Here is a 23,935-nt window from a genome sequence, read left to right on the forward strand (position 1 = left end):
GCGCGCGGCATGCCGCCAAGCATCATACGGCATTTGCCGCATGTGCCGTATGGCACAGGAAGTGAGTACACACGGCTGCGGCCCGCACCCAGTGACATCGGGTGCGGGCCGCATATAGCTGCTGATGCTGGTGCGAGGAAAGGGACTTGAACCCTCACTCCCTATGGGAACTAGATCCTAAGTCTAGTGCGTCTACCAATTCCGCCATCCCCGCAAGAAAAAGCCCGACCTCACCTGACGGCGGGCCGGGACTTGTTGGGGTGGATTATGGGATTTGAACCCACGACCTCCGCTTCCACAGAGCGGCGCTCTAACCGGCTGAGCTAAACCCACCATGCCCTGATCCGAAACCTTCACAGGCCCACACATCCTAGGGGGTGATGCGCAGGGTGTCAATGCCTGCTCTCAGACGTGCCAGGGGCCACCCGGCCCCCTCTGATTTGGCCGATCTCTGCCGGAGCGGGTAGCTGAACCTCCGACCCCTGTTTGTTCAGAACAGTTTGTTGCCCAGCCCTCGCCCTGTGATGCGCGGCAACCGGGCCAAAGTCAGGGAGAAGCCATCCCGCATGGTTGCATCTGCCTGCGGCCAAGCAGGAAGGCCTGATCAGCGTCTGCTGCCGATGCATCCTCCTGTCCAGGTTCTGGATACGCCTGTCGCCGCACTCACCAGGGCATGCGCTAATTTACTTCACGTCCAAACGTTCTTCGGTGTCCACGCGTCCCGCGCGTGTGGGAACAGATGCCGGTACCGCGCGGGGTGGGATGGAGGTTGCCTATGAATTTCGAGTTGCCCGAAGACCTGCGGGAAATGCAGACCATCATTCGTGACTTCATGCTGTCGCGTGTGGAGCCGCGGGCTCATGAGATCGAGGACACCAATGCCGTGCCGCCGGAACTGCTGCGCGAAGCCGCCGGATTGGGCCTGTTCGGGCTGAGCATTCCCGAGGAATACGGTGGCGTGGGGCTGGGCGCACTGGGCCGCTGCGCCGTGTACGAGGCGCTGGGTCAGGGCCACATGGGCTTTGGCGGCGTGATCAGTGCGCACGCCAGTATCGGGACCTCGGGGCTGGTCAAACTGGGCAATGAGGACCAGAAGCAGCGTTTCCTCCCACGCATGGCCAGTGGGGAGTGCATTGCCGGCTTCGCGATCACCGAGCCCAGCAGCGGCTCGGACGCCGCCAATATCCGCACGCGCGCAGAGAAACGCGGCGACATGTATATCCTCAACGGCACCAAGCACTACATCAGCAACGCCCCGATTGCCGGGCTGCTGACCGTGATTGCCATCACCGACCCGGGCAAGGGCACCCGCGGCATGAGCGCTTTTCTGGTCGAGCCGCAGAACACCCCCGGCCTGAGCATCGGGAAGGTGGACGAGAAGATGGGCCAGAAGGGCGCCCTGTCCTCAGAGGTCATTTTTCAGGACGCCGAGGTGCCGGCCGCCAACCTGCTGGGCCCCGAACATCTGGGCTACCGCGAGGCCCTGGGCATCCTGACCAACGGCCGGGTGGGAATTGCGGCGCGCTCGACCGGCGCTATGCAGCGGCTGCTGGACCTCAGCGTGGCGCATGCCAAGACCCGCGAGCAGTTCGGACAGCCGATTGCCGAGTTCCAGGCGGTGCAGTTCATGCTGGCCGAGATGGAGATTGCCATTCAGACCAGCCGTCTGCTGTGGCAGAAGGTCGCCTGGATGGTGGACCAGAACCAGGACGTGCGCCGCATGGCCAGTGTGGCGAAATACCACGCCACCGAAGCGCTCTCACAGGTCGCCGACAAGGCGGTCCAGGTGGCCGGCGGCATGGGCTATATGAAGGACTCGCCGGTCGAGCGGTACTACCGTGACCAGCGCCTGCTGCGCATCTACGAGGGCACCAGCGAGATCCAGAAGCTGATCATCGCGCGTGACCTGCTGGCCTGAGGCCAGGGGTGGATAACCCGGAGGGTGAATGTTCCGTCAGCCGGAGGTGAGTGTCCTGTCATGCCGGGGGTCGTAGACTTTTGGCGTGGTAGACACTCTTTAAGCCTCCTGGCAGAGTGGGATTACATGCTTGCCCCAACTGCCCAAACTTGATATATTCACGCTCAAGTTTCCTGGCATCAGGAGCGCCGGAGACCCGCCTCTCAGAGCAAGACCCTCACGGGCCAAAGGAGCACCTCAATGCCCACCGAACATGTTCTTCCCAAGAATGTTCCCGTTTGCCCGGTCCGTGGCAGCGTGATCTACCCCACGATGGTGCAGCATATTGACGCCAGCCGCGCCATTTCCATCAATGCCATCGAGGCCGCCATGCAGGGCGAGAAGGTCATCCTGATCGTGTCCCAGAAGGACAAGGACGTGGATGATCCGCAGGGCAGTGACCTCTACGAAATTGGAACCGCCTGCAACGTGCTGCGCGTGCGCAAGAATCCCGACGGCACGGTGCAGATGCTGGTCTCGGCAGTGGCCCGGGTGCGTGCGAGCAACTACCGCCGCGACGAGCACCTGACAGCCGACATTCAGCCCCTGCCGGTGCAGAGCGGCCCCACTGTGGAGTTGCAGGCCCTGACCCGCGAATTGCGCGAGAAGTTTGAAAGCATTGCCGCAGGCGGCAAGGTCAGCGCCGAGAGTGTCCAGACCATCCAGGGCAAGGATGACGCCGGCGAGATGGCCGACCACATCGCCTTCAACCTGGATTTCAAGCTGGAAGACAAGCAGGCCCTGCTGGAAACCGCCACCGTTACCGAGCGCATTCGCCGCCTGCTGACGCTGCTGGACACCGAGCAGGAAGTCCAGGCCGTGCAGGCCCGCATCCGCGCCCAGGTGAAAGAAGAGATCGACAAGAACCAGCGCGAGTACTACCTGCGCGAGCAGATGAAGGTCATCCAGAAGGAACTCCACGGCGGCGAGGACGGCGAGGACGCCGACGAGGCAGAAGCCTTCCGCACCAAGATCGAGGCGCTGGAGCTCAAGCCTGACGTGAAAAAGGAGATTGATCGCGAGGTCAACCGCCTGGCCCGCATGCACCCGGACGCTGCCGAGGCGTCGGTGATCCGCACCTACCTCACCTGGGTCACGGAACTGCCCTGGAATGCACGCAGCGAAGATCGTCTGGACGTCGAGGAAGCCGCGCAGGTGCTCGACGAGGATCACTACGGTCTGGAGAAGGTCAAGGACCGCGTGCTGGAATTCCTGGCCGTGCGCCGGCTGCGCAAGGAACGCGCTGATCGCGGTGAGCTGAGCGCCGAGGACGTCAACAAGGGCCCGATTCTGGTGTTCACCGGCCCTCCTGGCGTCGGGAAGACCAGCATCGCGCAGAGCATTGCCCGGGCGCTGGGACGCAAGTACGTGCGTATCGCGCTGGGCGGCGCGCGTGACGAGTCGGACATCCGTGGTCACCGCCGCACCTATATCGGCGCCATGCCCGGCCGCCTGATCCAGGGCATCCGCACTGCCGGCACCAAGAACCCGGTGATTCTGCTCGATGAGGTCGACAAGCTGGGCACCAGCTACCAGGGTGACCCCTCCAGCGCGCTGCTGGAAGTGCTGGACCCGGCGCAGAACCAGCACTTCACCGATCACTACCTGGGCGTGCCGTTTGACCTTAGCGAAGTGATGTTCATTGCGACCGCCAACTACCCCGAGCAGATTCCGCCGGCGCTGATGGACCGCATGGAAGTCATCGACTTCTCCAGCTATATCGAGCAGGAGAAGCTGGAAATCGCCAAGCGTTACCTGATGCCCCGCCAGCTGACCCAGAACGGCCTCAAGGCCAACCAGATCAGCTTTACCGACGCGGCCCTGGAAAAACTGATCAGCTACTACACCCGTGAAGCCGGCGTGCGCAATCTGGAGCGCGAGATCGGCACGGTGGCCCGCAAGGTCGCCCGCCGCATCGCCACCGGAGAGGTCAAGCGCGTCAAGGTCACCGACAAGGAACTCGACCGCTATCTGGGACAGGCCCGTCACACTCCGGAATCCGAAGGCAAGGAAGATATGGTCGGCGTCTCGACCGGGATGTTCTACACGCCCGTCGGCGGAGACATCCTGTTCGTGGAGACCAGCATCATGCCCGGCAAGGGACTGGTCCTGACCGGACAGCTCGGCGATGTAATGAAGGAGTCGGCCCGCGCCGCCCTGAGCTACGCCAAGAGCCACGCCGAACGCTTCCACATCGACAAGGAGCGGCTGGACAACAGCGAGATCCACGTGCATGTCCCCGCCGGAGCCATTCCCAAGGAAGGCCCCAGCGCAGGCGGCGCCATGGCCACCAGCCTGATCAGTGCCCTGACCGGCATCCCGGCCCGTCACGACGTGGCGATGACCGGTGAAATGACCCTGACGGGCCGTTACCTGCCCATCGGTGGCCTGAAGGAAAAGGTTCTGGGTGCGCGGCGTGCGGGGATCAAGCATGTGATCATGCCCAAAGCCAACGAACCCGACCTGCGTGACATCCCGCTGCACCTGCGCAGCTCGATGCGCTTCCACCCCTGCGAGACAGTCGATCAGGTGCTGGACGTGGCCCTCGTGGGCGGCCTGAAGGCGCTGGAAACCCCCCGCGAGGCCGGGGTCGCAGTTCCAGCCACCACAAGCAAGCGCAAGACCAGCCGCCGCAGCGGAGCCGGTGGCGCGCGCGCCTGAACCCAGCTTCAGCCTTTCTCAATGGCCCCCACCGGTTAACGGTGGGGGCTTTCCCTGTTTCTGGACCCAAGGCCCGGTATTCTGAAGCCAATGTCTGCACCGTTGACTTTCCTGGTGGCCAGCCCGCACCTGCAGGGCGAGGTATTCGAGGGGACCGTGATTCTGCTGCTGGAACACGACCGCAAGGGCGCAATGGGCCTGATCGTGAACGCTCCGACCCCTCAGACGGTAGCCGAGCTGATGGCAGACGCGCCCGGCCAGACCCGGCGGGCGTGGCTGGGCGGCCCGGTGGACCCCACCTTGGGCTGGTGCCTGTACCACCACCCGGTGGGTCTGGACGGCGAAGTCAAACTGGTAGATGACCTGCACCTGTCCAGCAGCCTGGATGTCCTGCGCGCCGTGATGGCCAGCGGTCAGGAGTACATGCTGGTGCTGGGGTACGCCGGCTGGACCGCCGGACAGCTTGAGGAGGAGGCGCGCGAAGGTGCCTGGATCTGGGTAGAGCAGACCACCCCTGAACTGCTCTGGGAGGTTCCGGCGCCGCAGCGCTGGGCCGAAGCGTTGAAACGTCTGGGGGTCACTCCTGGCACCCTGATGCCCGGTGGCGCGCAGGCCTGAGCAGGACTTGCGCGGCTGGGAGACGCATGCTACTATCCCTCTCGCGCTGGAAACAGTGCGCCACACGCGCCTCAGGCGCAGGATTCGGCAGTAGCTCAGTGGCAGAGCGTTCGACTGTTAATCGAATGGTCGCTGGTTCGACCCCAGCCTGCCGAGCCAGAAGAAAGCCCCGCTTAACGGCGGGGCTATTCCTTGTCACGGTGGGGAAAATCCTGACAGGACGCAGCCCCTTGAAAACGACCCTGAAGCCTTCTGACTGTCGTGGTTTCGTTGAATCGGAGCAGAAGCTACGACAAGCCCCGTCCTGAGACGGGGCGGAGGTCAGTCAGCAGCTTCAAGCGCCGCGTGTTGAATGTGAGGATAAGACGTTAGGTACGCTATGGACCGCCACGGAATTTCTACGGTCGTGCCATTGACTGAGGCAACGAATGGCAGGGTTGGAAGTGTGGCCTGATTAATGGTCCGGCTGAGCCGGTCTTTCTGAGAGGGGGACATCTCCAGAGCTATTGTGTCGCCGCCAGCTAGATGCAGATGCACGGTGAGCATATGGCCTCCGAAAGAGAAAGGGTTGATGTGCGATGGAGATATGTTGAAGTTAACTCCTCTCGCCTGACCCATTTCTTTCTTGTGCAAGGAAGTTTCGCTGTCGTTTCGTGAACTACATTTGCGTGTGCTGGCCGTGTTCTGTTCCGGCTGCTTGTCCTGACCCGGCACATGCAGACTGGCAGCTTCATCACAAAGGCCGCGTCCCGACCACAGCACCCGCCACAGGGCCTGGATCTCTTCAACGGCGGGCATCCAGAGCTGTCTCAGCCTGTGTCGGCTGCCAGGTCCTGCCCACCTGTCGGGCTCACCGTGTTTGGAGTTATGTGTGCTCTCGACGGCCCAGGGCAATTGCGCCTTCCCAGGATGCGACCGTAGCGAAGTCATGCTGCATTTGCCTGTCGACTCTGGGCCGTCTCGCGCAAGTTTTCAAGGCTCTGTTCCACCGCTGAAAGTCTCATCGCAATGGACTTTTCTCAACTGCAGAGCCTTTTGTAGGAGTTTCGTAAGAGAAGCTGTGTTACGGTCTCGCGGTATGCGATTTTCTCACACTGCTCTCGTAAATCTCACGGTTGGGGCTCTGCTCGTATCTGCTCCCGCGTATGCGGAAGGAACATCCATGGCCGCCATGCTCAATGGCGACGCAGTCGGGTCTTCCACCCTCACCATCGATCTGCGCCCTGACGTGGAAGCGCTGGTCAAGCGAGAGTTCGACCAGTCCCCGGCCCACCAGCGCGCCGCTGCGCGCGCTGCTCTGGTCCTGCAGACCATGGGCGACAATTCTGATGTCACCCCGGCTGAGCTGACCCGCCATCTGCAGCTGCACCTCATCACCTCCTTCTGTCTTAAACGGGCCAGCCAGGGCAGCGACGCGGTCCGCGACAGCCTGCTCAAGAAGCTCAAGGACAAGGTGCTGAATACCGACGCCCGCGAGAAGAATTACCAGCGATATCAGGCTGCGGCAAAAACCGCCAAACTGAAGCTGGCCACCGACAACGACTGCGCCGAACTCGACAAATAGCCTGAGGCCTCAGCACAGCCGTACCCAGGGCCACCCCGTCGCCGGCAGCTGATCGGCCTGGGCCACAGATGCTCCAGCAGCGAACCTGCCAGTCTGTGCGGCCGGGTGGTCCGTTCCACGGTCTGTAGCCTGGCGTGCGCGCTACCGTGAGCAGGATGTCGGCCTCCATGTCTCTGAGCACAGGTGGCAGCCTGTACGAACGCATCGGTCCCCAGGCCCTGCACGCCCTGGTGGACCGCTTCTATTCCCTGGTCGCTTCCCATCCGGACCTGGCACCGATCTTCCCAGCCGACCTGAGGCACACGGCCGAGAAGCAACTGGCCTTTCTGACCGGATTTCTCGGGGGACCACCGCTGTACCACCAGCGTTACGGACATCCGCGTCTGCGGGCCCGGCATCTGCCCTTTCCCATTACGGTCGAGCTTGCTCAGGCGTGGCTGGCCTGCATGAAAGCCGCCCTGCACCAGACGCCTGACATTACTCCTGACGACGCCCGGGAACTGTACGCCGCGCTGAGCAGGGTGGCCATTCATATGGTGAATACGCCGGACAGCACACCCAGCTGAAGGGGCCGGCACCCTGCTGGCCAGGTAGCCTGGACAGGACCTGGACAACTCTTGTCAATTGACTAGCAGTGCGAGTGAAAGGCTCCGGCCGAGGCTCCTACACTGCGGGCCATGACCCCGGTACAACGCAGCATTGACGATCTCCGCGCCGAGATCGACCAGATCAATCGAGAACTCCTGACTCTCATGTCCAAACGCGGCGAAGTGGTTGCCCAGATTGGCCACGCCAAGACCCAGGAAGGTCGGCCACAACACTATGATCCTGCGCGCGAGGAGCAGCAGTTGCGAGACCTGGAGGCGCTGAATCCTGGGCCCTTCCCGGCCTCGACCGTCAAGGCCATCTTTAAGGAAATTTTCAAGGCCAGCTTGGCGCTCGAGGAAAGCAACGACAAGAAGCAGCTGCTGGTCTCGCGCAAGGTCAAGCAGGACGACACAGTGCTGGATATCGATGGCGTCCGAATCGGTGGCAACGAGCCGCCCATCATCATCGCCGGGCCCTGCAGCATCGAGAGCGAAGAGCAGATGGAGCTGACGGCCGCCTTCCTGAAAAGTAAGGGGGTGAAAATCCTGCGCGGCGGCGCCTACAAACCCCGCACCAGCCCGTATGGCTTCCAGGGCATGGGCGTGGACGGCCTGATCCTGGGCAGCAGCGTGGCCCGTGAGCATGGCCAGCTGTTTATCACCGAGGTGATGGACACCCGCGACGTGGAGGTCGTGGCCGAGTACGCCGACATCCTGCAGATCGGCGCGCGAAACATGCACAACTTCGCCCTGCTGCGCGAGGTGGGCCGTGCCCGCCGTCCGGTGCTGCTTAAGCGTGGCCTGTCGGCCACCATCGAGGAGTGGCTGTACGCCGCCGAGTACATCCTGTCTGAAGGCAACAACGAGGTCATCCTGTGCGAGCGCGGCATCCGCACCTATGAGAAATGGACCCGCAATACCCTGGACCTCAGCGCCGTGGCACTGGCCAAACAGGAAACTCACCTGCCCGTCATTGTGGACGTGACGCACGCTGCCGGCCGCCGCGACCTGCTGATTCCACTGGCCAGGGCCGCGCTGGCCGTGGGCGCCGACGGCATTCACGTCGAGGTGCACCCCAGCCCCGCGACGGCGCTGTCGGACAACGAGCAGCAGCTGGACTTCGCCGGCTACGAGCAGTTCAGCGCCGCCCTGAGCAGCCTGATGCGTGTAGCGACGCCTGCCTGAGCTTCAGGATCACAGCGAGGGGGGCCGGGATTACCTTCCCCGCCCCCCCTCATGTGCAGCTGCCCTGTGGCCGAGCAATTAGAAACCCCTGATCCCTCCGCGACACCTCGGGGCTGTGGCATCCAGGGGCATCATCACAGTCAACTGGTTGGGGCAGCAGGCCTGAACTGCGGTCTCAGGTCAGCACGTCGCCGGTTTTCTCTGGCCTGCCGAACCTGAGAGCAGTGACCTGAGGCGACCGCCTGAGCCATTCCAGCCAATATGGCCCTTCGAAGGAGGCAGCTCTCCTCGCTGCATGGGGATGCGAGTCAGCTGGGTTCGGCGTCGTGGGTCATCAGCACCGGGCAGGCATCCGGCGCAGCTTCAAGCGGAAAGGTGTGCAGTTCCTGGACCTCGCCACGTTCCTCCCGGGTGAGGCTCAGCGCGTGCACGGTAAAGCGGTCTATCGGGGGCCTCATGGGCTGAACGGCCTCCCACAGCAGCGGCTCGGCCCAGGGCAACACCCCCAGCGCAAGCGTCAGATGCGGGCGGTACAGCTCACCATCGTGGACCGCACGGCTGGACGGGCCCACCTCCAGCAGGTGATCGTGCAGGCGCCGCAATGTTGAGTCAAGTTCGCATTCCAGAAAAATGACATTGGGAAGCTGCTTCCAACCCTTGATCCTCACCTCGAATTCGGGCTCGCCGCGCAGCACAGACCGGAAAGCCGCCACCAGCTCGCTGCTGCGCAGTGAGGTCTGGAACGGCGCGCGCAGGTTCAGGTGCGGTAGACCAAATCCACGGACGCCCAGCTGTTCCTGGCGTCGCCGCATCCAGGTGTCCAGCGGCTCGGGAGGCCAGGCAACGATGCTGTACAGGGGTTTGCGGGGCTCCAGATCCAGCACAAGCTGTGACGGGCCGGGTAGGCTCATGGCCCAGCCGCGCCGATACGGTAGCGGCAACACCCCTGCCCACAGGCAATACGGGTCTCACGGCTCACCGGGACACCAAACAGATTTCGGTAAAGGGTGAGTTCCGAGACGCACAGTTCGTGATACTGGCGGGCCACCGACAGATTGGGGCAGTGCCGCTGCGTGATGTACCACACCTCTTCCCCACCCGCTCCTACTGACTCCCGGTGAGCCACAGCATCGAAGCCCAGTTCGGTGAGATGAGCCGCGAGGCCCTCGGCCCGCTCACCCAGGGTGGCGGCTCCTGCCAGTTCCGTACGCAGCCGCTCTGCCAGGGCCAGACTGCGGGCGTCGAGCACCTTGAGCACCGCACCCTGACCGAACAGGTCGCGTAAGTGATGCAGCACATCAACGCACAGCCCGGAGTACGTATTGGGAAAGGCCGCCTCCCCCCGCTCCGTCAGTGCAAACACATGCTGAGGCCGGCCCCGGCCACCCGGTTTCTCGACCTTGGCTTCCAGCATTCCCTGTTCCAGCAGGTCACCCAGGTGACGGCGGGCCGCCGGGACGCTGACATCCAGCCGCGACGCCAGATCCTGCGCGGTCTGCGGGCCAAACCGCTTGACCAGGTCCAGCAGGCGCGTCTTCGTCCGCTCCGGAGACACGCTGGACGCCGAGGAAGCAGGCAGGGGCAGGCTCATACGACGGTCAGCTGATCCGGCAGGTCCGCAAGGCTTTGGCTAAGGGCCCGCACACTGACCTGCCCGGCCAGATTGCGGGCGACCTGGATCAGGGCCTGGGCAGCAGCGGTCTCGGGGTGTGCCAGCACGGCCGGGATCCCCTGATCCGCGTCCTGGCGCACCTCCACGTTCAGGGGCACCTCGCCCAGCAGGGGGTACTGCTCGCCCAGCTTGCGGCTGCCCCCGCGCCCGAACAGGTCGTAGGTGTGCCCGGTATCGGGCGCCACGAAGTAGCTCATATTCTCCACGATGCCCAGCACCGGAACACTGGCCTTACGGAACATATCGATGGCACGGGCCGCATCGATCAATGCCACGTCCTGAGGGGTGGTCACGATCACGGCCCCCGTGACCTGCACAGTCTGGGTCAGGCTGAGCTGCACGTCCCCGGTCCCAGGCGGGAGGTCCACAATCAGGTAATCGAGTTCGCCCCAGGCCGCGTCCTTGATGAACTGCTGGATGGCCGAGTGCAGCATCGGCCCGCGCCATACCAGGGCCTGCCCGGCCGGCGAGAGATTGGCCATGCTCAGAAAGCGCAGGCCGTGTGCCTCGATGGGCTGCATCTTGCGCTGCTCGTTGGCGGTGACCCGCGCGGCACCCTGGCCCATCATGTGCGCCACGCTGGGGCCGTACACATCGGCGTCCAGCAGCCCGACCCGCGCGCCGTCGCGGGCCAGAGACGCAGCCAGGTTCACGGCGACGCTGCTCTTGCCCACGCCTCCCTTTCCGCTGCCAATCAACACGACGTGCTTGACTCCGGGCAGCGCGGGCTGGGCTGCCTGGCGCACCGTCGCGCCAAAGGTCACCTGCACGTCCTGCACGCCCGGAACCTCCAGTACCGCAGCGCGCACATCGGCCTCGATCCGGCCCTTAAGGGGGCAGGCGGGCGTGGTGAGGTTCACCTTGACGTGCGCGACCCCGCTGAGCAGTTCAGCCCGCTCAATCATGCCCAGCGAAACCAGGTCACGGTGCAGTTCCGGGTCATTCACGGTGCTCAGGGCGCTGAGTAGGGCGTCATGCATATCCTTTCAGTAGTAGCGCAAAGCCGCGCACGCGGCAAGACAACATCTCACACTGCCGGCCCGGAAGGCGCCTGCACGCCGGTATACTGGCCCCCGTGAAGCCCATCGGTCCCTACGTGGCGGCGCGCGAGCTCTCTGGCAATCAGCAGACGGTGCGCACGCTGCGCGCCACCGACCGCCTGACGGGCATGCCGGTTTTGCTGCACCTGCTGCCTGGCCCCGTGGCAGTGCCCGACCTTCCGGACCATCCGGCGCTGCTGCCCTTTACCGACCATGGCATGGATGGCGGGCAGGCCTACGTGGTTTCTGAGCTGCCGCTGCATGCCCAGCCGGCTGCCGATCCCCTGCTGGCCGCGCGAGGGGCACTTCAGGCCCTCGACGCTCTGCACAGCGCTGGACTGGTCCACGGCGGTGTCGCACCAGCGCAACTGTGGAGCGTGGACGGCGAGGTCATGCTGGCCGGGGCCGGTCTCGCCTGGGGCGCGCGTGAAGCCAGCGCCCAGGCCGACCTGCGTGATCTGGCCCAGACCCTGGACACGCTGGGCGGCCTGCCTGCCAGACTGGCCCCCCTGAAGGACGCCCCCGGGACCCTGAGCGCACGCGGCGCCCTGGAACGCCTGAAGCAACCCGCTGGAGCGGGGGCCGCCACAGTGACGGTCAAGGAGGCAGCTACCGCCGCGGCTCCCTCTGATCGAGCGCATGTCCCACCGGCACCCAAGACGCCGCTTCAGCCGCTCAGTGCTTCTGGCCCTGCTCCAGCAGAGCCACGCCTGCCACAACCACCCCTGCACGACGGTTCGCCAATCGTGCTGGGTGATCCGCGACCAGCAGCGGATCACCCCACCGAAGACGATCCGGCGACCGCAGAGGCGCCCGCCGCTGTGGAAACCATCGTGATCGCGGCCAGTCCTCCAGCATCCACTCTGGCAGCTTCCACTCTGGCCGCTGATCCGGCGGGGCGTGAGTCTCCACAGGAGCGCCGGCGCAGGGAAAACGAGGCCCGGCGGGCCCAGGCCATTCAGGACGCCCAAGCCGGTGCGCGGCGCAAAGCCGAGCGTCTGCGCGCCCAGGCCGAGGAGCAGCGCGCCGCGGTGCCGGAGCCGATCCGGATTGGCTTTACAGAAGGCGCGGCTGCTGACGACACCGACCTCCCCGACTGGACCCCAGAGGCTGGCGACAGCACCCCCCCAGCCGCCCGGCTGCAGATGCGAACGGTGGAGCGGCTGCCGGCCTCGCTGCGCCGGGCCACGGAGCCTGTGGTGCCAGAAGCGCCAGAGCCCGAGGCCCAGACCAGACACGAGCCCCAGGACTTTCTTCAGCCCGCCGAACCGGGCCGGCTGCCGGGGCGGCGCCTGAAAAGTGAACCGATCCGCATCGGCTGGGACGAGGACGAGTCCTGGCGTGTGGTGCGCGAACCGCAGCCTGAGCCCGCCATGACCCGGCCGAGCCTGCCACGCTGGCTGCTTGCGCTGATGGCCGCGCTGCTGCTGATTGTGGCAGGCGTGTGGATTGCCCGGGTCATGGCGGGCCGGACAGCGTCGGCGAAGACCGGCACGGAACAGACAGCCAGTACGGCGGCCAGTTGCTGCGAGGTGCGCTTTGTCGTCCAGGGCGCCGCCGGAAGGGGAGCTGAGCTGTTTGTGCTGGACGCCCCGGACGGCGCCAACCTGACGCCTGGCCAGGACCTGGGGCGCGCGCCGGGAGTGGTTCGCTTTCCGATGCGCGGGCGCTACCGGCTGCGGGTCGTGGCCGACGGGTACAGCCCGGCGACCCTCAACCTGACCGTGCCACGCGCCTCGGCAGTCAACATCGCCCTGGGCCAGTAGCTGTTTAGCGGCTGGCGGCTTTATCCGGGGTCGTCTGTCCGGGCCGGACGCCCACGCGGGCAGGGCATGAGACAATCAAAGGTGTGAGCGTCGTCATTCTGGATTTCGGCAGTCAGTTCACGCGCCTGATCGCGCGTCGGTTCCGCGAACTGGGCGCGTATTCGGTGATCCTGCCCGGTACCGCGTCTCTGGAACGCATCGCGCAGGAAAACCCGCAGGGCATCGTGCTGTCCGGTGGCCCCAGCAGCGTGTATGACGACCTGGCACCCAGACCTGCTGCAGGGGTGCTGGACCTGGACCTGCCGATCCTGGGCGTGTGCTATGGCATGCAGTTTCTGGCCCATGAAGCCGGCGGTGACGTTAAACGTGCCGGAAAGCGCGAATACGGCAAGGCTGACCTGACCCGCTACGGGGGGCAGCTGTTTGAAGGCATTCAGGGCGAGTTCGTGGCCTGGATGAGTCACAGCGACAGCGTCACGCAGCTGCCGGCCGGGTACGAGGTCGTTGCCGAGACCGAAGATACCCCCGTCACGGCCATCGAGAACCCGGTGTCCCGGCGCTACGGGGTGCAGTTTCACCCCGAGGTCGTGCACACGCCCAAGGGTGGACAGCTGCTGGCCAATTTTCTGGAGATCTGTGAGGTCAGGCGCGACTGGAATGCGGCGCACATCGTCGAGGAGCTGATCGCGGGCGTGCAGGCGCAGGTGGGCGACAGCGGGCGGGTGCTGCTGGGCATCAGCGGTGGGGTGGACAGTTCCACGCTGGCCCTTCTGCTGGCCCGTGCGGTCGGCGACCGTCTGACGGCCGTATTTATCGACCACGGCCTGCTGCGGCTGGGCGAGCGCGAGCAGGTGGAAGCGGCCCTGCGCCCGCTGGGTGTCAATCTGGTGACGGTGGACGCCCGTGACGAGTTCCTGGGCGCCCTGCGGGGGGTCAGCGACCCCGAGCAGAAGCGCAAGGTCATCGGCCGCGAATTTATCCGGGCCTTCGAGCGCGAGACCGCCAAGCTGGGTGACTTCGACTTCCTGGCGCAGGGCACGCTGTACCCCGACGTCATCGAGTCCGCAGGCGGGCATCACGGAGACAAGTCGGGGGCGGCCAACATCAAGAGCCACCACAATGTCGGCGGCCTGCCCGAGGACCTGAAGTTCAAGCTGGTCGAGCCCTTCCGCACCCTGTTCAAGGACGAGGTGCGTGAGATTGCCCAGCTGCTGGGTTTGCCGGACCACATCCGTATGCGCCACCCCTTCCCTGGCCCGGGGCTGGCCATCCGCTGCCTGGGAGAAGTCACCGAGGAAAAGCTGGAGATTCTCAAGCGGGTGGACGACATCTTTATCTCCGGCTTGCGCGAGTTCGGCCTGTACGACGGCTGCTCGCAGGCGCTGGCGGTTCTGACACCCATCCAGTCGGTGGGCGTGATGGGCGACGAGCGTACCTACAGCTACACCACCGCGCTGCGGGCCGTGACCACCGACGACTACATGACCGCCGAGTGGGCCCGGCTGCCGTACGAGTTCCTGGCGACCATGAGCAACCGGATCGTGAATCAGGTGCACGAGATCAACCGCGTGGTGTACGACATCACCGGCAAGCCGCCAGCGACCATCGAGTGGGAATGACCTCTAGCTGAGCTTGAGAGCCTCTTCCGATTGGGAAGGGGCCTTCTTTTTGCCTTTGAGACCGAACAGCCCCAGGCCAAAACTGACGCTTGGACCTATGCCCAGTGCATAGACCAGGGTGCCCCACCCGAGTGGACCCCCCAGCAACACACCGGCAGCCAGCACCACCAGTTCCACGCCGGTGCGGATATGCGCCACGGACCAGCCACGCTGGCGGTGCAGCCCCAGCATCAGGCTGTCGCGGGGGCCGGCGCCCAGGCCAGCACCTACATACGCTCCGGTGGCCAGCCCGATCAGCAGCACACCCAGCAGAAACTGTGTCCACTGCGCCAGCGGCTGCTGCGGCTGGGGAACAACCCCGCCGAGCAGGTCCATCACCAGCCCGATCAGCACGACGTTCAGCAGGGTGCCGGGGCCAAAACGCTCGCGCAGACTCAGCGAGGTGTACAGCACCAGCAACATCCCGCTGGCGATGCTGACCTGTCCGACTGTCAGTGGCAGCCAGTGCGTAACGCCCACATGAAACACATCCCAGGGTGCCACCCCGACCCCGGCGTTGAGCATCAGACGCAGGCTCAGGCCGTACAGGCCCAGGCCCAGCAGCAGCAGGGTGTACTGCCCGGCAGGCTGAAGGCGGGTCAGAAAAATCAGGGGCGCAGGCCGAAGCACACAGCGGAGCCTACCACCGTCTTTGGACAGCCCTCCGGCCACTGAGTAAGCATGAGCCTGCATGGTTCAGGTCATGCCTCCTAGGGGTGTCCGGCTTCCTCTCAACCGTGGAAGGTGCAGGTCAAGTGCGGCACCTCCCTGCCGGCCTGGCTTCTGAATCGTGCCGGGCAGATATGAACCATGTACGCCTCCGCTCTATTGCTGCTGCCCCTTCGTGCAGACCCCTGACCCGAACCGGTGACCAGCGCCTATGCCTATTTCGTTTTGAAGGTGCGGGCCAAAATCCCTGCCCAGAGGCAGAACATTCAGTGCGGACTGAACGCCGTGTCGGCCATCTCCGGTGAGGCCAGCAGCGCGCCAGACCACCGGAGCGGGCAGTATTGCTGAGCCCATCCACTAGAATGCAAGGGTTGCCGCGACCGCGCGGAAAGAGAGGGTGCTATGGGACTTGGAATTGGAATCGTCGGACTGCCGAACGTTGGAAAAAGCACGCTGTTTAACGCCATCACGCGCGCCGGGGCGCTGGCCGCCAACTACCCGTTTGCGACCATCGAACCCAACGTGGGCCGCGTGACGGTGCCGGATGAACGCCTCAGCGCCCTGAGCAAGGTCTTTACCAAGGGCGAGCGCGTGCCGCCGATTATCCCGACCTTCGTGGAATTCGTGGATATCGCCGGGCTGGTCAAGGGCGCGAGCCAGGGTGAAGGCCTGGGCAACCAGTTCCTCGCCAATATCCGCGAGGTGGACGCCATTGCGCACGTGGTCCGCTGCTTTGAGGACGGCAATGTCGTGCACGTGGCGGGTAAGGTCGATCCGCTGGACGACATCGAGACCATCAACACCGAGCTGATCCTGGCGGACCTGTCGGGCCTGGAAAAGCGCCTGCAGAATCTGCAGAAAAAAGCCAAGGGCAACGACAAGGAAGCCCGTGAGCAGGCTGAACTGGCCGAGCAGATCATCGCCGTGCTGGGAGAAGGGAAACCTGCCCGCGCCGGCCAGTACGACGCCCCCATCCCCAAGGAATTCGGGCTGATCACCACCAAGCCGGTCATCTATGTGGCCAATGTGGGCGAGAACGACCTGACCGAGGACAACGAATACGTCCGGCTGGTCCGCGAGTACGCCGCGAAGGAAGGCGCGCAGGTCGTGAAGATCAGCGCCCAGATCGAAGGCGAACTGGCCGAGATGCCCGAGGACGAGGCCCGTGAATTCCTGGCCGACCTCGGGGTGCAGGAAAGCGGCCTTGACCAGCTGGTCAAGGTCGGCTACGAGACGCTGGGGCTGATCACCTTTATCACCAGCGGCGAAAAGGAGGTCCGGGCCTGGACCATCCGGCGTGGCGAGAAGGCCCCCGAGGCGGCCGGCGAAATCCATAGCGATCTGGAACGCGGTTTTATCCGCGCCGAAGTGATCGAGTGGGACAAGATGGTCGAAGCCGGTGGCTGGTCCCCCGCCAAGGCCAAGGGCTGGGTGCGGACCGAAGGCAAGGAGTACGTCATGAAGGACGGCGACATCATGAACGTGCTGCATAACATGTAACCGCGCTCGCCCAGCACGCCCGTAGAACTGGCGACAACCGGCGGGCGAAGTCCTCCCCTCGCTCGCTGATAAGTGATCAGTGCACACTGAATTGCCGAGCATCTCCAGCCGTGGCTAAATCCGACAATGAAGAGGCTCCCGGTATCCATAAAAGGAACCGGGAGCCTGCTCGACTCTGAGGCATGGAATGGGTGCCCAGAAAATCTTGGACCCCTCGTCACCTATTGCCAGCGAGTACTCCGGAGGGACTTCAGTCGCTGCCAGCCGGTGCAGCATTGCCAATAGGCAGCTCGTCGGGGTGCTCGGCCGGCAGGTGGGCACGGACCTCGCGCATGGCGCTATGAATAACCGCCAGCGCCAGACTCATGGTCAGCAGGCTGGAAAACCCATAGCTGACCAGCGGTAAAGGCACGCCAGTTACGGGAAACATACCGGCCGCCACCGCCAGGTTTACGAAGGCCTGCCCCACGATCATGAACATGGCACCGGTCGCCATGGTGCTGGCCCCGTGAATTTCCGGGGTCATGGGCCGCACGCGGGCCGCCAGCTGACTGACCTGCAGGGCCGTCGAGACGATCAGCCAGTAGGCGAACAGCAGCATGCCCACGCCCAGCAGGCCGCTGGTAAAGCCCACGCTGGCCACGATCATGTCGGTGTGGGCCGCAAAGTACCAGTAGCGCGGACCGTCCGGACCCAGTCCCCACAGGCCGCCGTTGCTGAGGTCGCGGTGCGCGAATCCGATCTGGTCGAGCCCCACGCTCAGTTCGGTGTCGCGGTTCTGGTGACCGGCGATGCGTTCGCGGATGTACTGATTCTTGTTGAGGTAGACCCCGACAAACGGAATGGAGACCAGCCCCAGCGCCAGCATGAAGCCCGCGATGTTGCTGATCCGGACCCCGGCGGCGTACATCAGGATGATCCCCAGGCCGAAGGTCAGGACGCTGGTGCCCAGATCAGATTCCAGAATGACCAGCAGTGTGGTCATGATGATCATTCCGGTGGCACTGATCAGCTTGTGCTCTACGCCACGCCGCGAGAAGAAAGACGCCAGCTGCAGCACCAGTCCCAGCTTGGCCAGCTCACTGGGCTGGAAGCGCACCGGGCCGAAGTCCAGCCACCTTTTCGTGCCGCTGCTGGTCTCGGTCCCCACCCCGATAACGAGTACCAGCGCCAGCAGGACCAGCGTGACGAGCCAGACCGGCGTCGCCATTTTCAGAAAGGTGCGGGGCCTCAGCCGGGCCACCGCAAACGTGAGCATCAGGCCCAGCAGCGCCTTGACACCGTGATCGACAATCAGGTCAGGTCGGACCGTGGATACGGCCAGCAGGCCCAGGGCCAGCAGGATCAGCTGCGCCAGCACCAGCTGAATGCTCACGCTGTGACCTCAGGAGTCTGCTGTGCCAGCCTGCGCGCCGCGCGGGCGAAACTCTCACCTCGTGCTTTGTAGTCGCGGAACAGGTCGAAGCTGGTGCCGATCGGAGCCAGCAGCACCGTGCCTTCACCGTCCAGAGCCTGCAAGCCAGCCCGCGCCGCGTTGAGCATCACCTCGTCGCCGTCTCTGCCTTCTACCCGGTCATAGGGCAGGCCCAGACCACGGGCCAGCGCCTCGCCGTCTTCCCCAAAGGCGATCACCCGGGTCACCCGGCCAGCCGCAGCGTTCCGCAGAGGCTCCAGCTCCGCACCCTTGTCGCGTCCCCCCACCAGCCAGGCAATCGGTGGCTGGGCACGCTCCAGCGCCGCCTGGACCGCCAGCGTCCGCGTCGCGATGCTGTCTTCGATAAAACGGACCTCCCCCAGGCGGGCCACGGTCTCGAATCGGCCACCCACCGGACGGGCACGGCACAGCCCCTGAGCCAGCATCCCTATATCCACCTGGCGGCCCAGGTGCTCCAGCAGGGCCTCGGTGGCCAGCAGGGCAGCAGCCGCATTGGCCGGATGAACTCCTTCGGGCAGCTCAGCGGCGGGCAGCACCTCGGTACCACCGCGGAGAGTCAGCCGAGTGGCACTAAAGGTACGGACCTGCGCGCGGGTGGGCAGGTCCAGCCCGGCTGGCAGCACCAGCACATCTCCAGGTTCCTGCCCGGCCGTGATATGGCGTTTTGCAGCGTGATAGGCCTCGATGGTCCGGTGGCGGTCCAGGTGATCCACACCCAGGTTGGTGATTACCGCCACCGGCAGACGCAGCCCAGGCACCCGCTCCAGCTGAAAGCTGGACAGCTCGACCACGGCCACCTCGGCCTGATCCACCACGTCCAGCAGGGGCGGATCGATGTTGCCGCCCTCCTGGGCATTCAGCCCGCATTCGCGCAGCAGCTGGGCAATCAGGACGGTGGTGCTGCCCTTTCCGGCAGTTCCGGTGATGCCCACCATCGGCAGCTGTGGACGGGCCCGCGCCGCCAGCACGACTTCACCGATCACCTCTGCGCCCCGGGACTGCAGCGCCAGAAGGTCCGGGTGGTCGATGGGTACGCCGGGGGCAGCCACGACCGTCTGGTAGGTGCGGCCGACGTCGCCACGCCCGAAGCCCAGTTCGGCGGCCAGAGCCTCATCCTCGGGGGTCGGGCGCGCGTCCACCCACTCGGCCATGCCCCCTTCGCGTGCCAGGAAACGCATGACCCCCCGCCCACTGCGGCCCAGACCGTAGATCAATACCCCACCCGCTGCGTTCACACGCACACCATAAGGGATTGCCGGCCCGCGCGGCTGAGTGTCAGAGGGCCTCAGGCAGGCGCTGTCAGCGGGCGCAGGTGACGGCTTCGGGCTCGGGTACAGGCAGCGCAGGCGGAGTGATCTGCAACCCGGCCTCGTCGCGTGCCCAGATCATGAACGCCTCCAGGCCACGCCGGAACAGAATGGGCCGTTTTTCGTGCTTGCCCCATTTGCGTTTGCCTTCCGGCACGGGCAATTCCGGCACCAGGGCCCAGTTGACGTTCATGGGCTGGAACCCCTTCGGGTTGGCGCTGGCCAGGTAACGGGTCAGGCCGCCCAGCATGCTCTCGGCCGGTGGGGTCAGCGGTGACAGGCCCAGCGCCAGGCGGGCCGCATTGGTGCCGGCCAGCCAGCCGGTTCCCGCGCTTTCCAGGTAGCCCTCGGTGCCGGCCAGCACGCCGGCGACCAGCTTGGTGGGGTCCGCGCGAAGTTGCAGGGTGGCGTTCAGGACTTCCGGGGCATTGAGGTAGGTGTTGCGGTGCATCACGCCGTAGCGGACGATCTCGGCGTTCTCCAGCCCCGGAATCAGCCCCACGACCGCCTTCTGATCCCCCCACTTCAGGCCGGTCTGGAAGCCGACCAGGGACCACAGGCGGCCTTCACGGTCTTCCTGGCGCAGCTGGGCGACCGCGTAGGGCCAGCGCCCGGTGCGGGGGTTGTCCAGGCCCTTGGGCGACATGGGCCCGAAGCGCGGCGTGTCCACGCCCCGGCGGGCGATTTCCTCGATGGGCATGCATCCCTCGAAGAACTCCAGCTTCTCCCAGTCGTGCGGGGTGTGCGCGCGGGCCTGTTCCAGCGCCTCGAAAAACGCCAGATACTCCTCTTTGGTGAAGGGGCAGTTGAGGTAATCGGCAGTCTGGTCGTAGCGCCCGGCACGCCAGGCGATGTCCATGTTGATGGTCGAGGCGTCAATTACAGGTGCAGCGGCGTCATAGAAGCTGAGGCGGTCACTGCCGGTCAGCCGCGCGACATCGGCCGCTAGGACGTCGGAGGTCAAAGGTCCCGAGGCGATGACGGTGATGCCTTCGGGGACCGCCTCGACCTCGCCTTCGATGACCTCGATCAGGGGGTGTTCGCGGATGGTGCGGGTCACCCGGGCGCTGAACTCGTCACGTTCCACGGCGAGTGCGTTGCCCGCCGGGAGGCGCGAGGCATCGGCAGCTGTGACCACCGCGCCGCCCACGCTGCGCAGTTCAGCCTGGAGCAGGCCCTTGCTCTGCTTCTCCCCCTCGCCTCCCAGTGAATTGCTGCACACCAGCTCTGCAAAGTTGGCGCTGCGGTGTGCCGGGGTCATGCGCTGGGGACGCATTTCGTGCAGGCGGACGCGGACGCCCAATCTCGCGGCGGCCAGCGCCGCCTCCGAGCCTGCCAGGCCCGCTCCGATTACCGTAATAGCTGCGTCCGTCCCACTCATCAGAGGGTCAGTGTAGGGGAAGGCTGAACCCGGGTTTGTGGTCTCAGCGCTCCGGCGTGCCTCCCAGCCGGGCCTTGACACGCGAAAGGCCCTCGTACAGCAGCACCCGCAGGGCGTAAAGGCGGTCACTGGGCAGCGGCAGGGTGGTATCGAACAGGGGTTCGCTTGCCGGCACGCTGGCCACGTTCAGGCCATAGGACCGGAACAGCCCCGCAGCGCGGCGCGAATGGCTGGGCGAGGTCACGAGCAGGACCCGCTCCCAGCTGCGTGCCTCCGCCAGCCGCCGCACGCGCGCCGCCTCGTCACGGGTGGTGGTCACGCGGAGCAACGTCAGGACCTCCGGACCGCCGCGAGGGTACAGCGCCGTGATCTGGTCACGCTGCAGGGCGCTGAGCCGGGGGCAATCCGCCGGCCCGATCAGGCCCGAGGGCTCAGATACGGTGACAACCTTCGCGTATCCGGCGCGCCACAGTTCCAGGCCACGCATCAGTCGAGCCGCGCTGCCAGGTGCCTGGGTGCGTGTGCCACACTGCACCCCGCCGCCCAGGACCACGATCGCGTCTGCCGGCACAGGCGACTCGGCCAGGATCAGGGCCCTGAGGGGTGCGCGCAGGACCGGAGTGAGCAGGCACAGGGCCAGCACCCCAGCCAGCAGGACACAGCCGACCTGCATCACGCGCCAGGTCAGCGGAAACCACGCCGCCACCGCACCGGCAATGATCAGCAGCAGGACCAGCGGCGCAGGCATACGCACCTCGCCCAGAAACGCCGCCAGGGTGGCCAGGGCACAGCCCAGAGCAGCCCCCTGCAGCAGTGGGCGCAGCTTTGTGGGTGTGATGCGTGATGTCCCGGACACGCCGGGCAGTATAGAAAGCCCATACACTGCCGGGGATGCTTCGCCTTGCCCGCTCCAGAGTTCTCGTCCCTCTTGTGCTGATGCTGGCCGTGATCGGGGCCGCCCTGGTCTACGGTCTTCAGCTGCGTAGGCCGGGCGAGGCCAGCACCGAGGTCCGGTTTGTGCGTGAGATGATTCAGCACCACACTCAGGCCGTGGACCTGTCCCTGCGCGTGCGCGAGCGCAGCGACGACCGGACCGTGCGAACGCTGGCGCTGGACATTCTGCTGTCACAGCAAGAACAGATCGGGCAGATGCGGGGCTGGCTGACCCTGTGGGGCCGGCCCTGGGGTGGACCTGGCATGAGCGCGGAACACGCCCGGACAATGGGCATGGCCACCCCAGCCGAGGTGGCCGCGCTGGACACGCTGCCCCCCGCGCAGGCCGACAGGCATTTCCTGAAACTGATGATCCGGCACCACGACGGGGCCCTGGCCATGGTCGAACCTGCCCTGAAAGGCGGCGTGCGCCCGGAGGTCCAGGCCCTGGCCCGACAGATTCAGGCGACCCAGGCCGCCGAGATCAAGGTCATGACTGACCTTCTGCGCGCCCGTGGCGCCCAACCCCTGCCGGAGACTGCTGGGGATGAGGCCCCTGCCGGGCATCAGCACTAGAGCAGTTCTCCGAACTCTGCCGCCGGGAAGGCAGACTCCCGATGGTTCGATTCCCTGTCCGCTGCGCCTGGTTAGAAAGAGGCCACCTTTTCGACAAACCAACCAAGGTGGCCTGAACGCCCGGCGGTCCTACTCGTCCAGATCCGAGATCCGCCCGGAGCGGCGCTCCTTGCGCCGGGCCTCCTTGCCCCGTTTACGTGCCGGGCGCGGAGGCAGCGTCAGCACATAGCGCCGCTGCGGGTCACAGGAAGCCGGATGTTCGCCCAGGGTATCAGCAGGGTCAGCACTGCGCAGGTTCCCGGCCGGGTGAAGGTGCTGAGCCCCGCAGTAAGGACAGTCACCGACCAGCCAGAACATCACGCGGGTGCCCGGCAGGTCACGCAGCGTCACGAAGGCGGTGCGGGGCGTATGGCGGTCTTTCTTGCCCATGTGGGGGACGGTAGCGTGCCCGCTGCCGGTCAACTGTGCCTCATACGGGGCGCCTGAGCAGCCGCCTGTCAGGCTTCCTCGTCGCCTTCCTTGAGGTAACTCATCACCGAGCGGCAGTGGGTCATGCCCGCATGGGCGTACAGCGCACGTGCGGCGCGCATGTGGTCATGGGCGCGCACCCGCAGGTTCCGGATTTCCGGATGCGTCTCGGCTTCTGCCGCGGCCAGGGCCAGCAGCGCCCGCCCGTAGCCCTGACCACGCTCGGCCGGGTGAACCGCCAGATAGGTCAGGTCAGCCCGTGCGTCGTCGGGGTGCAGTTCGAGCTCTGCAAAGCCGACGGTCCGGTCCTCGCGGCGCAACACCACCAGCCGCACGTCGTCCCGCGCGAAGTGGGCATCATACTGCTCGGGGCCCCAGTCCAACCGGCCAGCCCAGGCGTCTTCAGAATCCCGGTACAGCGCGCGGTATTCCGCGATAGGCAGGCGGCGCGCCAGGGAGTGCCCATCGGGCACCCGGGCCCTGGAGGTCAGTTTGGGCAGCGGCGCAGAGTAAAAGTCAGTGGTATGCAGCGGGCTCAGGCCGGCCTGTTCAAGCGCGTCACGCACTGGCAGGTTGTCGCGGGCGCAGAAGGCATACACGGGCAGGCCCTCGGCCTCCTCAATGGCGCGGGTGATCAGAGGCGCCAGGGCACCTGACGTTCCCGGTTCACTAACTGGGCCTTCAAGCACCATGCCGTCACGAAACTGGCCGATGGCGCAGTAGGCGACCACCCCTTCGTTGCCGTCGAGCACGAAACAGGTGTTGTCCTCGCATTCAAGTTGCAGTTCGCGGGCGTCGCGGGAGTCCGGGGCGAACACCTCGCGTTCCGGGGCGTCATCCATCCAGTTCAGGAGCGCGAGAACGTCTGGGGTGTCGGTGGCCTGCATCGGACGGATCATGGGTGAACCTCCAGCGAAAGCAAGAAATGAGGCGGTAACCGGTGTGCCCTCAGGGTAGG

Annotated in this window: 21 protein-coding genes and 3 tRNA genes; 11 read left to right on the top strand and 13 right to left on the bottom strand. The window is 65.4% G+C overall.

The features are described from left to right. Positions 1–128 precede the first annotated feature (128 nt). Positions 129–214 (bottom strand) — tRNA-Leu (locus IEY49_RS09735). A 42-nt stretch (positions 215–256) separates the two neighbouring features. Continuing rightward, positions 257–333 (bottom strand) — tRNA-His (locus IEY49_RS09740). Positions 334–775: 442 nt separating this feature from the next. On the opposite strand from IEY49_RS09740, the gene IEY49_RS09745 reads away from it, so the two are divergent. From IEY49_RS09745 to IEY49_RS09760, 4 genes are all read left to right on the top strand, one after another. Next, entirely contained in the window at positions 776–1,918 is a 1,143-nt protein-coding gene (locus IEY49_RS09745; protein ID WP_189007498.1) for an acyl-CoA dehydrogenase family protein, read from the top strand. A 240-nt stretch (positions 1,919–2,158) separates the two neighbouring features. Further along, positions 2,159–4,618: an endopeptidase La gene (gene lon / locus IEY49_RS09750; protein WP_189007501.1), complete on the top strand. Its 2,460-nt coding sequence runs from the start codon at positions 2,159–2,161 to the stop codon at positions 4,616–4,618. Between the two features lie 90 nt (positions 4,619–4,708). Further along, the gene (locus tag IEY49_RS09755) at positions 4,709–5,236 is read left to right on the top strand and encodes a YqgE/AlgH family protein (protein WP_189007503.1); all 528 of its coding nucleotides are present in this window, start codon (positions 4,709–4,711) and stop codon (positions 5,234–5,236) included. A gap of 84 nt (positions 5,237–5,320) precedes the next feature. After that, positions 5,321–5,395 (top strand) — tRNA-Asn (locus IEY49_RS09760). 162 nt (positions 5,396–5,557) lie between these two features. Here IEY49_RS09760 and IEY49_RS21430 read toward each other — a convergent pair. Next, complete coding sequence (locus IEY49_RS21430; protein ID WP_229780724.1) at positions 5,558–6,034, bottom strand: hypothetical protein; 477 nt, start codon at positions 6,032–6,034, stop codon at positions 5,558–5,560. Between the two features lie 364 nt (positions 6,035–6,398). Between IEY49_RS21430 and IEY49_RS09770 the strand changes: the two genes are divergently transcribed. The 3 genes from IEY49_RS09770 (at position 6,399) to IEY49_RS09780 (ending at position 8,572) form a co-directional block, all read left to right on the top strand. Further along, on the top strand, positions 6,399–6,800 hold the full coding sequence (locus IEY49_RS09770; protein ID WP_189007505.1) for a hypothetical protein: 402 nt from the start codon (positions 6,399–6,401) through the stop codon (positions 6,798–6,800). 155 nt (positions 6,801–6,955) lie between these two features. Then, positions 6,956–7,366, top strand: coding sequence for a globin domain-containing protein (locus IEY49_RS09775; protein WP_189007507.1), 411 nt, complete (start codon positions 6,956–6,958; stop codon positions 7,364–7,366). A 111-nt stretch (positions 7,367–7,477) separates the two neighbouring features. Next, complete coding sequence (locus IEY49_RS09780; RefSeq protein WP_189007525.1) at positions 7,478–8,572, top strand: bifunctional 3-deoxy-7-phosphoheptulonate synthase/chorismate mutase; 1,095 nt, start codon at positions 7,478–7,480, stop codon at positions 8,570–8,572. A 308-nt stretch (positions 8,573–8,880) separates the two neighbouring features. On the opposite strand, the gene IEY49_RS09785 is transcribed toward IEY49_RS09780, so the two are convergent. From IEY49_RS09785 to IEY49_RS09795, 3 genes are read right to left on the bottom strand one after another with little or no spacing between them, the layout of a single operon-like run. Next, positions 8,881–9,483 (bottom strand): 2'-5' RNA ligase family protein, encoded by a 603-nt coding sequence (locus tag IEY49_RS09785; RefSeq protein ID WP_189007528.1) that lies wholly within the window; start codon positions 9,481–9,483, stop codon positions 8,881–8,883. Further along, positions 9,480–10,163, bottom strand: coding sequence for a helix-turn-helix transcriptional regulator (locus IEY49_RS09790; RefSeq protein WP_189007531.1), 684 nt, complete (start codon positions 10,161–10,163; stop codon positions 9,480–9,482). Before IEY49_RS09790 ends, IEY49_RS09785 begins: the two co-directional genes overlap by 4 nt. After that, the gene (locus IEY49_RS09795; RefSeq protein ID WP_189007534.1) at positions 10,160–11,224 is read right to left on the bottom strand and encodes an Mrp/NBP35 family ATP-binding protein; all 1,065 of its coding nucleotides are present in this window, start codon (positions 11,222–11,224) and stop codon (positions 10,160–10,162) included. The genes IEY49_RS09790 and IEY49_RS09795 overlap by 4 nt, the downstream gene beginning before the upstream one ends. A gap of 95 nt (positions 11,225–11,319) precedes the next feature. On the opposite strand from IEY49_RS09795, the gene IEY49_RS09800 reads away from it, so the two are divergent. Then, a complete protein-coding gene (locus IEY49_RS09800; RefSeq protein WP_189007537.1) occupies positions 11,320–13,050 on the top strand; it encodes a hypothetical protein in 1,731 nt (576 codons plus the stop codon). A gap of 83 nt (positions 13,051–13,133) precedes the next feature. Beyond that, the gene (gene guaA, locus IEY49_RS09805) at positions 13,134–14,669 is read left to right on the top strand and encodes a glutamine-hydrolyzing GMP synthase (protein WP_189007540.1); all 1,536 of its coding nucleotides are present in this window, start codon (positions 13,134–13,136) and stop codon (positions 14,667–14,669) included. 3 nt (positions 14,670–14,672) lie between these two features. On the opposite strand, the gene IEY49_RS09810 is transcribed toward guaA, so the two are convergent. Further along, positions 14,673–15,338 (bottom strand): YczE/YyaS/YitT family protein, encoded by a 666-nt coding sequence (locus tag IEY49_RS09810; protein ID WP_189007543.1) that lies wholly within the window; start codon positions 15,336–15,338, stop codon positions 14,673–14,675. A 441-nt stretch (positions 15,339–15,779) separates the two neighbouring features. Between IEY49_RS09810 and ychF the strand changes: the two genes are divergently transcribed. Next, a complete protein-coding gene (ychF, locus tag IEY49_RS09815) occupies positions 15,780–16,877 on the top strand; it encodes a redox-regulated ATPase YchF (protein ID WP_189007546.1) in 1,098 nt (365 codons plus the stop codon). Between the two features lie 250 nt (positions 16,878–17,127). Here ychF and IEY49_RS09820 read toward each other — a convergent pair whose 3' ends face one another. The 4 genes from IEY49_RS09820 to IEY49_RS09835 all read right to left on the bottom strand — a co-directional run bounded on the left by IEY49_RS09820 (position 17,128) and on the right by IEY49_RS09835 (position 21,814). Next, positions 17,128–18,252, bottom strand: a complete 1,125-nt coding sequence (locus IEY49_RS09820) for an FtsW/RodA/SpoVE family cell cycle protein (protein ID WP_189007549.1) — start codon at positions 18,250–18,252, stop codon at positions 17,128–17,130. Further along, positions 18,249–19,547, bottom strand: a complete 1,299-nt coding sequence (gene murD, locus IEY49_RS09825; protein ID WP_189007552.1) for a UDP-N-acetylmuramoyl-L-alanine--D-glutamate ligase — start codon at positions 19,545–19,547, stop codon at positions 18,249–18,251. Before murD ends, IEY49_RS09820 begins: the two co-directional genes overlap by 4 nt. 64 nt (positions 19,548–19,611) lie before the next feature. Continuing rightward, positions 19,612–21,000 carry a methylenetetrahydrofolate--tRNA-(uracil(54)-C(5))-methyltransferase (FADH(2)-oxidizing) TrmFO gene (gene trmFO, locus IEY49_RS09830; RefSeq protein WP_189007555.1) on the bottom strand — a complete coding sequence of 463 codons (1,389 nt, stop codon included), beginning with the start codon at positions 20,998–21,000 and terminating at the stop codon, positions 19,612–19,614. 43 nt (positions 21,001–21,043) lie between these two features. Next, entirely contained in the window at positions 21,044–21,814 is a 771-nt protein-coding gene (locus IEY49_RS09835; protein WP_189007938.1) for a YdcF family protein, read from the bottom strand. A 77-nt stretch (positions 21,815–21,891) separates the two neighbouring features. Here IEY49_RS09835 and IEY49_RS09840 point away from each other — a divergent pair, with 77 nt between their 5' ends. Further along, on the top strand, positions 21,892–22,509 hold the full coding sequence (locus IEY49_RS09840) for a DUF305 domain-containing protein (protein ID WP_189007558.1): 618 nt from the start codon (positions 21,892–21,894) through the stop codon (positions 22,507–22,509). A gap of 129 nt (positions 22,510–22,638) precedes the next feature. On the opposite strand, the gene IEY49_RS09845 is transcribed toward IEY49_RS09840, so the two are convergent. After that, the gene (locus IEY49_RS09845; RefSeq protein ID WP_189007561.1) at positions 22,639–22,938 is read right to left on the bottom strand and encodes a hypothetical protein; all 300 of its coding nucleotides are present in this window, start codon (positions 22,936–22,938) and stop codon (positions 22,639–22,641) included. 68 nt (positions 22,939–23,006) lie between these two features. Beyond that, entirely contained in the window at positions 23,007–23,876 is an 870-nt protein-coding gene (locus IEY49_RS09850) for a GNAT family N-acetyltransferase (protein WP_189007564.1), read from the bottom strand. Positions 23,877–23,935 lie beyond the last annotated feature (59 nt).

Source organism: Deinococcus malanensis, from assembly GCF_014647655.1.
GTDB classification, from domain to species: Bacteria; Deinococcota; Deinococci; order Deinococcales; family Deinococcaceae; genus Deinococcus; species Deinococcus malanensis.

Bases quoted from the DNA above. Each gene is read 5' to 3' on its own strand.
- trmFO (WP_189007555.1), bottom strand. From the start codon at position 21,000: ATGAGTGGGACGGACGCAGCTATTACGGTAATCGGAGCGGGCCTGGCA.
- IEY49_RS09755 (WP_189007503.1), top strand. From the start codon at position 4,709: ATGTCTGCACCGTTGACTTTCCTGGTGGCCAGCCCGCACCTGCAGGGC.
- IEY49_RS09770 (WP_189007505.1), top strand. From the start codon at position 6,399: ATGGCCGCCATGCTCAATGGCGACGCAGTCGGGTCTTCCACCCTCACC.
- IEY49_RS09780 (WP_189007525.1), top strand. From the start codon at position 7,478: ATGACCCCGGTACAACGCAGCATTGACGATCTCCGCGCCGAGATCGAC.
- IEY49_RS09775 (WP_189007507.1), top strand. From the start codon at position 6,956: ATGTCGGCCTCCATGTCTCTGAGCACAGGTGGCAGCCTGTACGAACGC.
- IEY49_RS21430 (WP_229780724.1), bottom strand. From the start codon at position 6,034: ATGCCCGCCGTTGAAGAGATCCAGGCCCTGTGGCGGGTGCTGTGGTCG.
- IEY49_RS09745 (WP_189007498.1), top strand. From the start codon at position 776: ATGAATTTCGAGTTGCCCGAAGACCTGCGGGAAATGCAGACCATCATT.
- IEY49_RS09795 (WP_189007534.1), bottom strand. From the start codon at position 11,224: ATGCATGACGCCCTACTCAGCGCCCTGAGCACCGTGAATGACCCGGAA.
- ychF (WP_189007546.1), top strand. From the start codon at position 15,780: ATGGGACTTGGAATTGGAATCGTCGGACTGCCGAACGTTGGAAAAAGC.
- IEY49_RS09845 (WP_189007561.1), bottom strand. From the start codon at position 22,938: ATGGGCAAGAAAGACCGCCATACGCCCCGCACCGCCTTCGTGACGCTG.
- IEY49_RS09840 (WP_189007558.1), top strand. From the start codon at position 21,892: ATGCTTCGCCTTGCCCGCTCCAGAGTTCTCGTCCCTCTTGTGCTGATG.
- lon (WP_189007501.1), top strand. From the start codon at position 2,159: ATGCCCACCGAACATGTTCTTCCCAAGAATGTTCCCGTTTGCCCGGTC.
- IEY49_RS09790 (WP_189007531.1), bottom strand. From the start codon at position 10,163: ATGAGCCTGCCCCTGCCTGCTTCCTCGGCGTCCAGCGTGTCTCCGGAG.
- IEY49_RS09850 (WP_189007564.1), bottom strand. From the start codon at position 23,876: ATGATCCGTCCGATGCAGGCCACCGACACCCCAGACGTTCTCGCGCTC.
- IEY49_RS09785 (WP_189007528.1), bottom strand. From the start codon at position 9,483: ATGAGCCTACCCGGCCCGTCACAGCTTGTGCTGGATCTGGAGCCCCGC.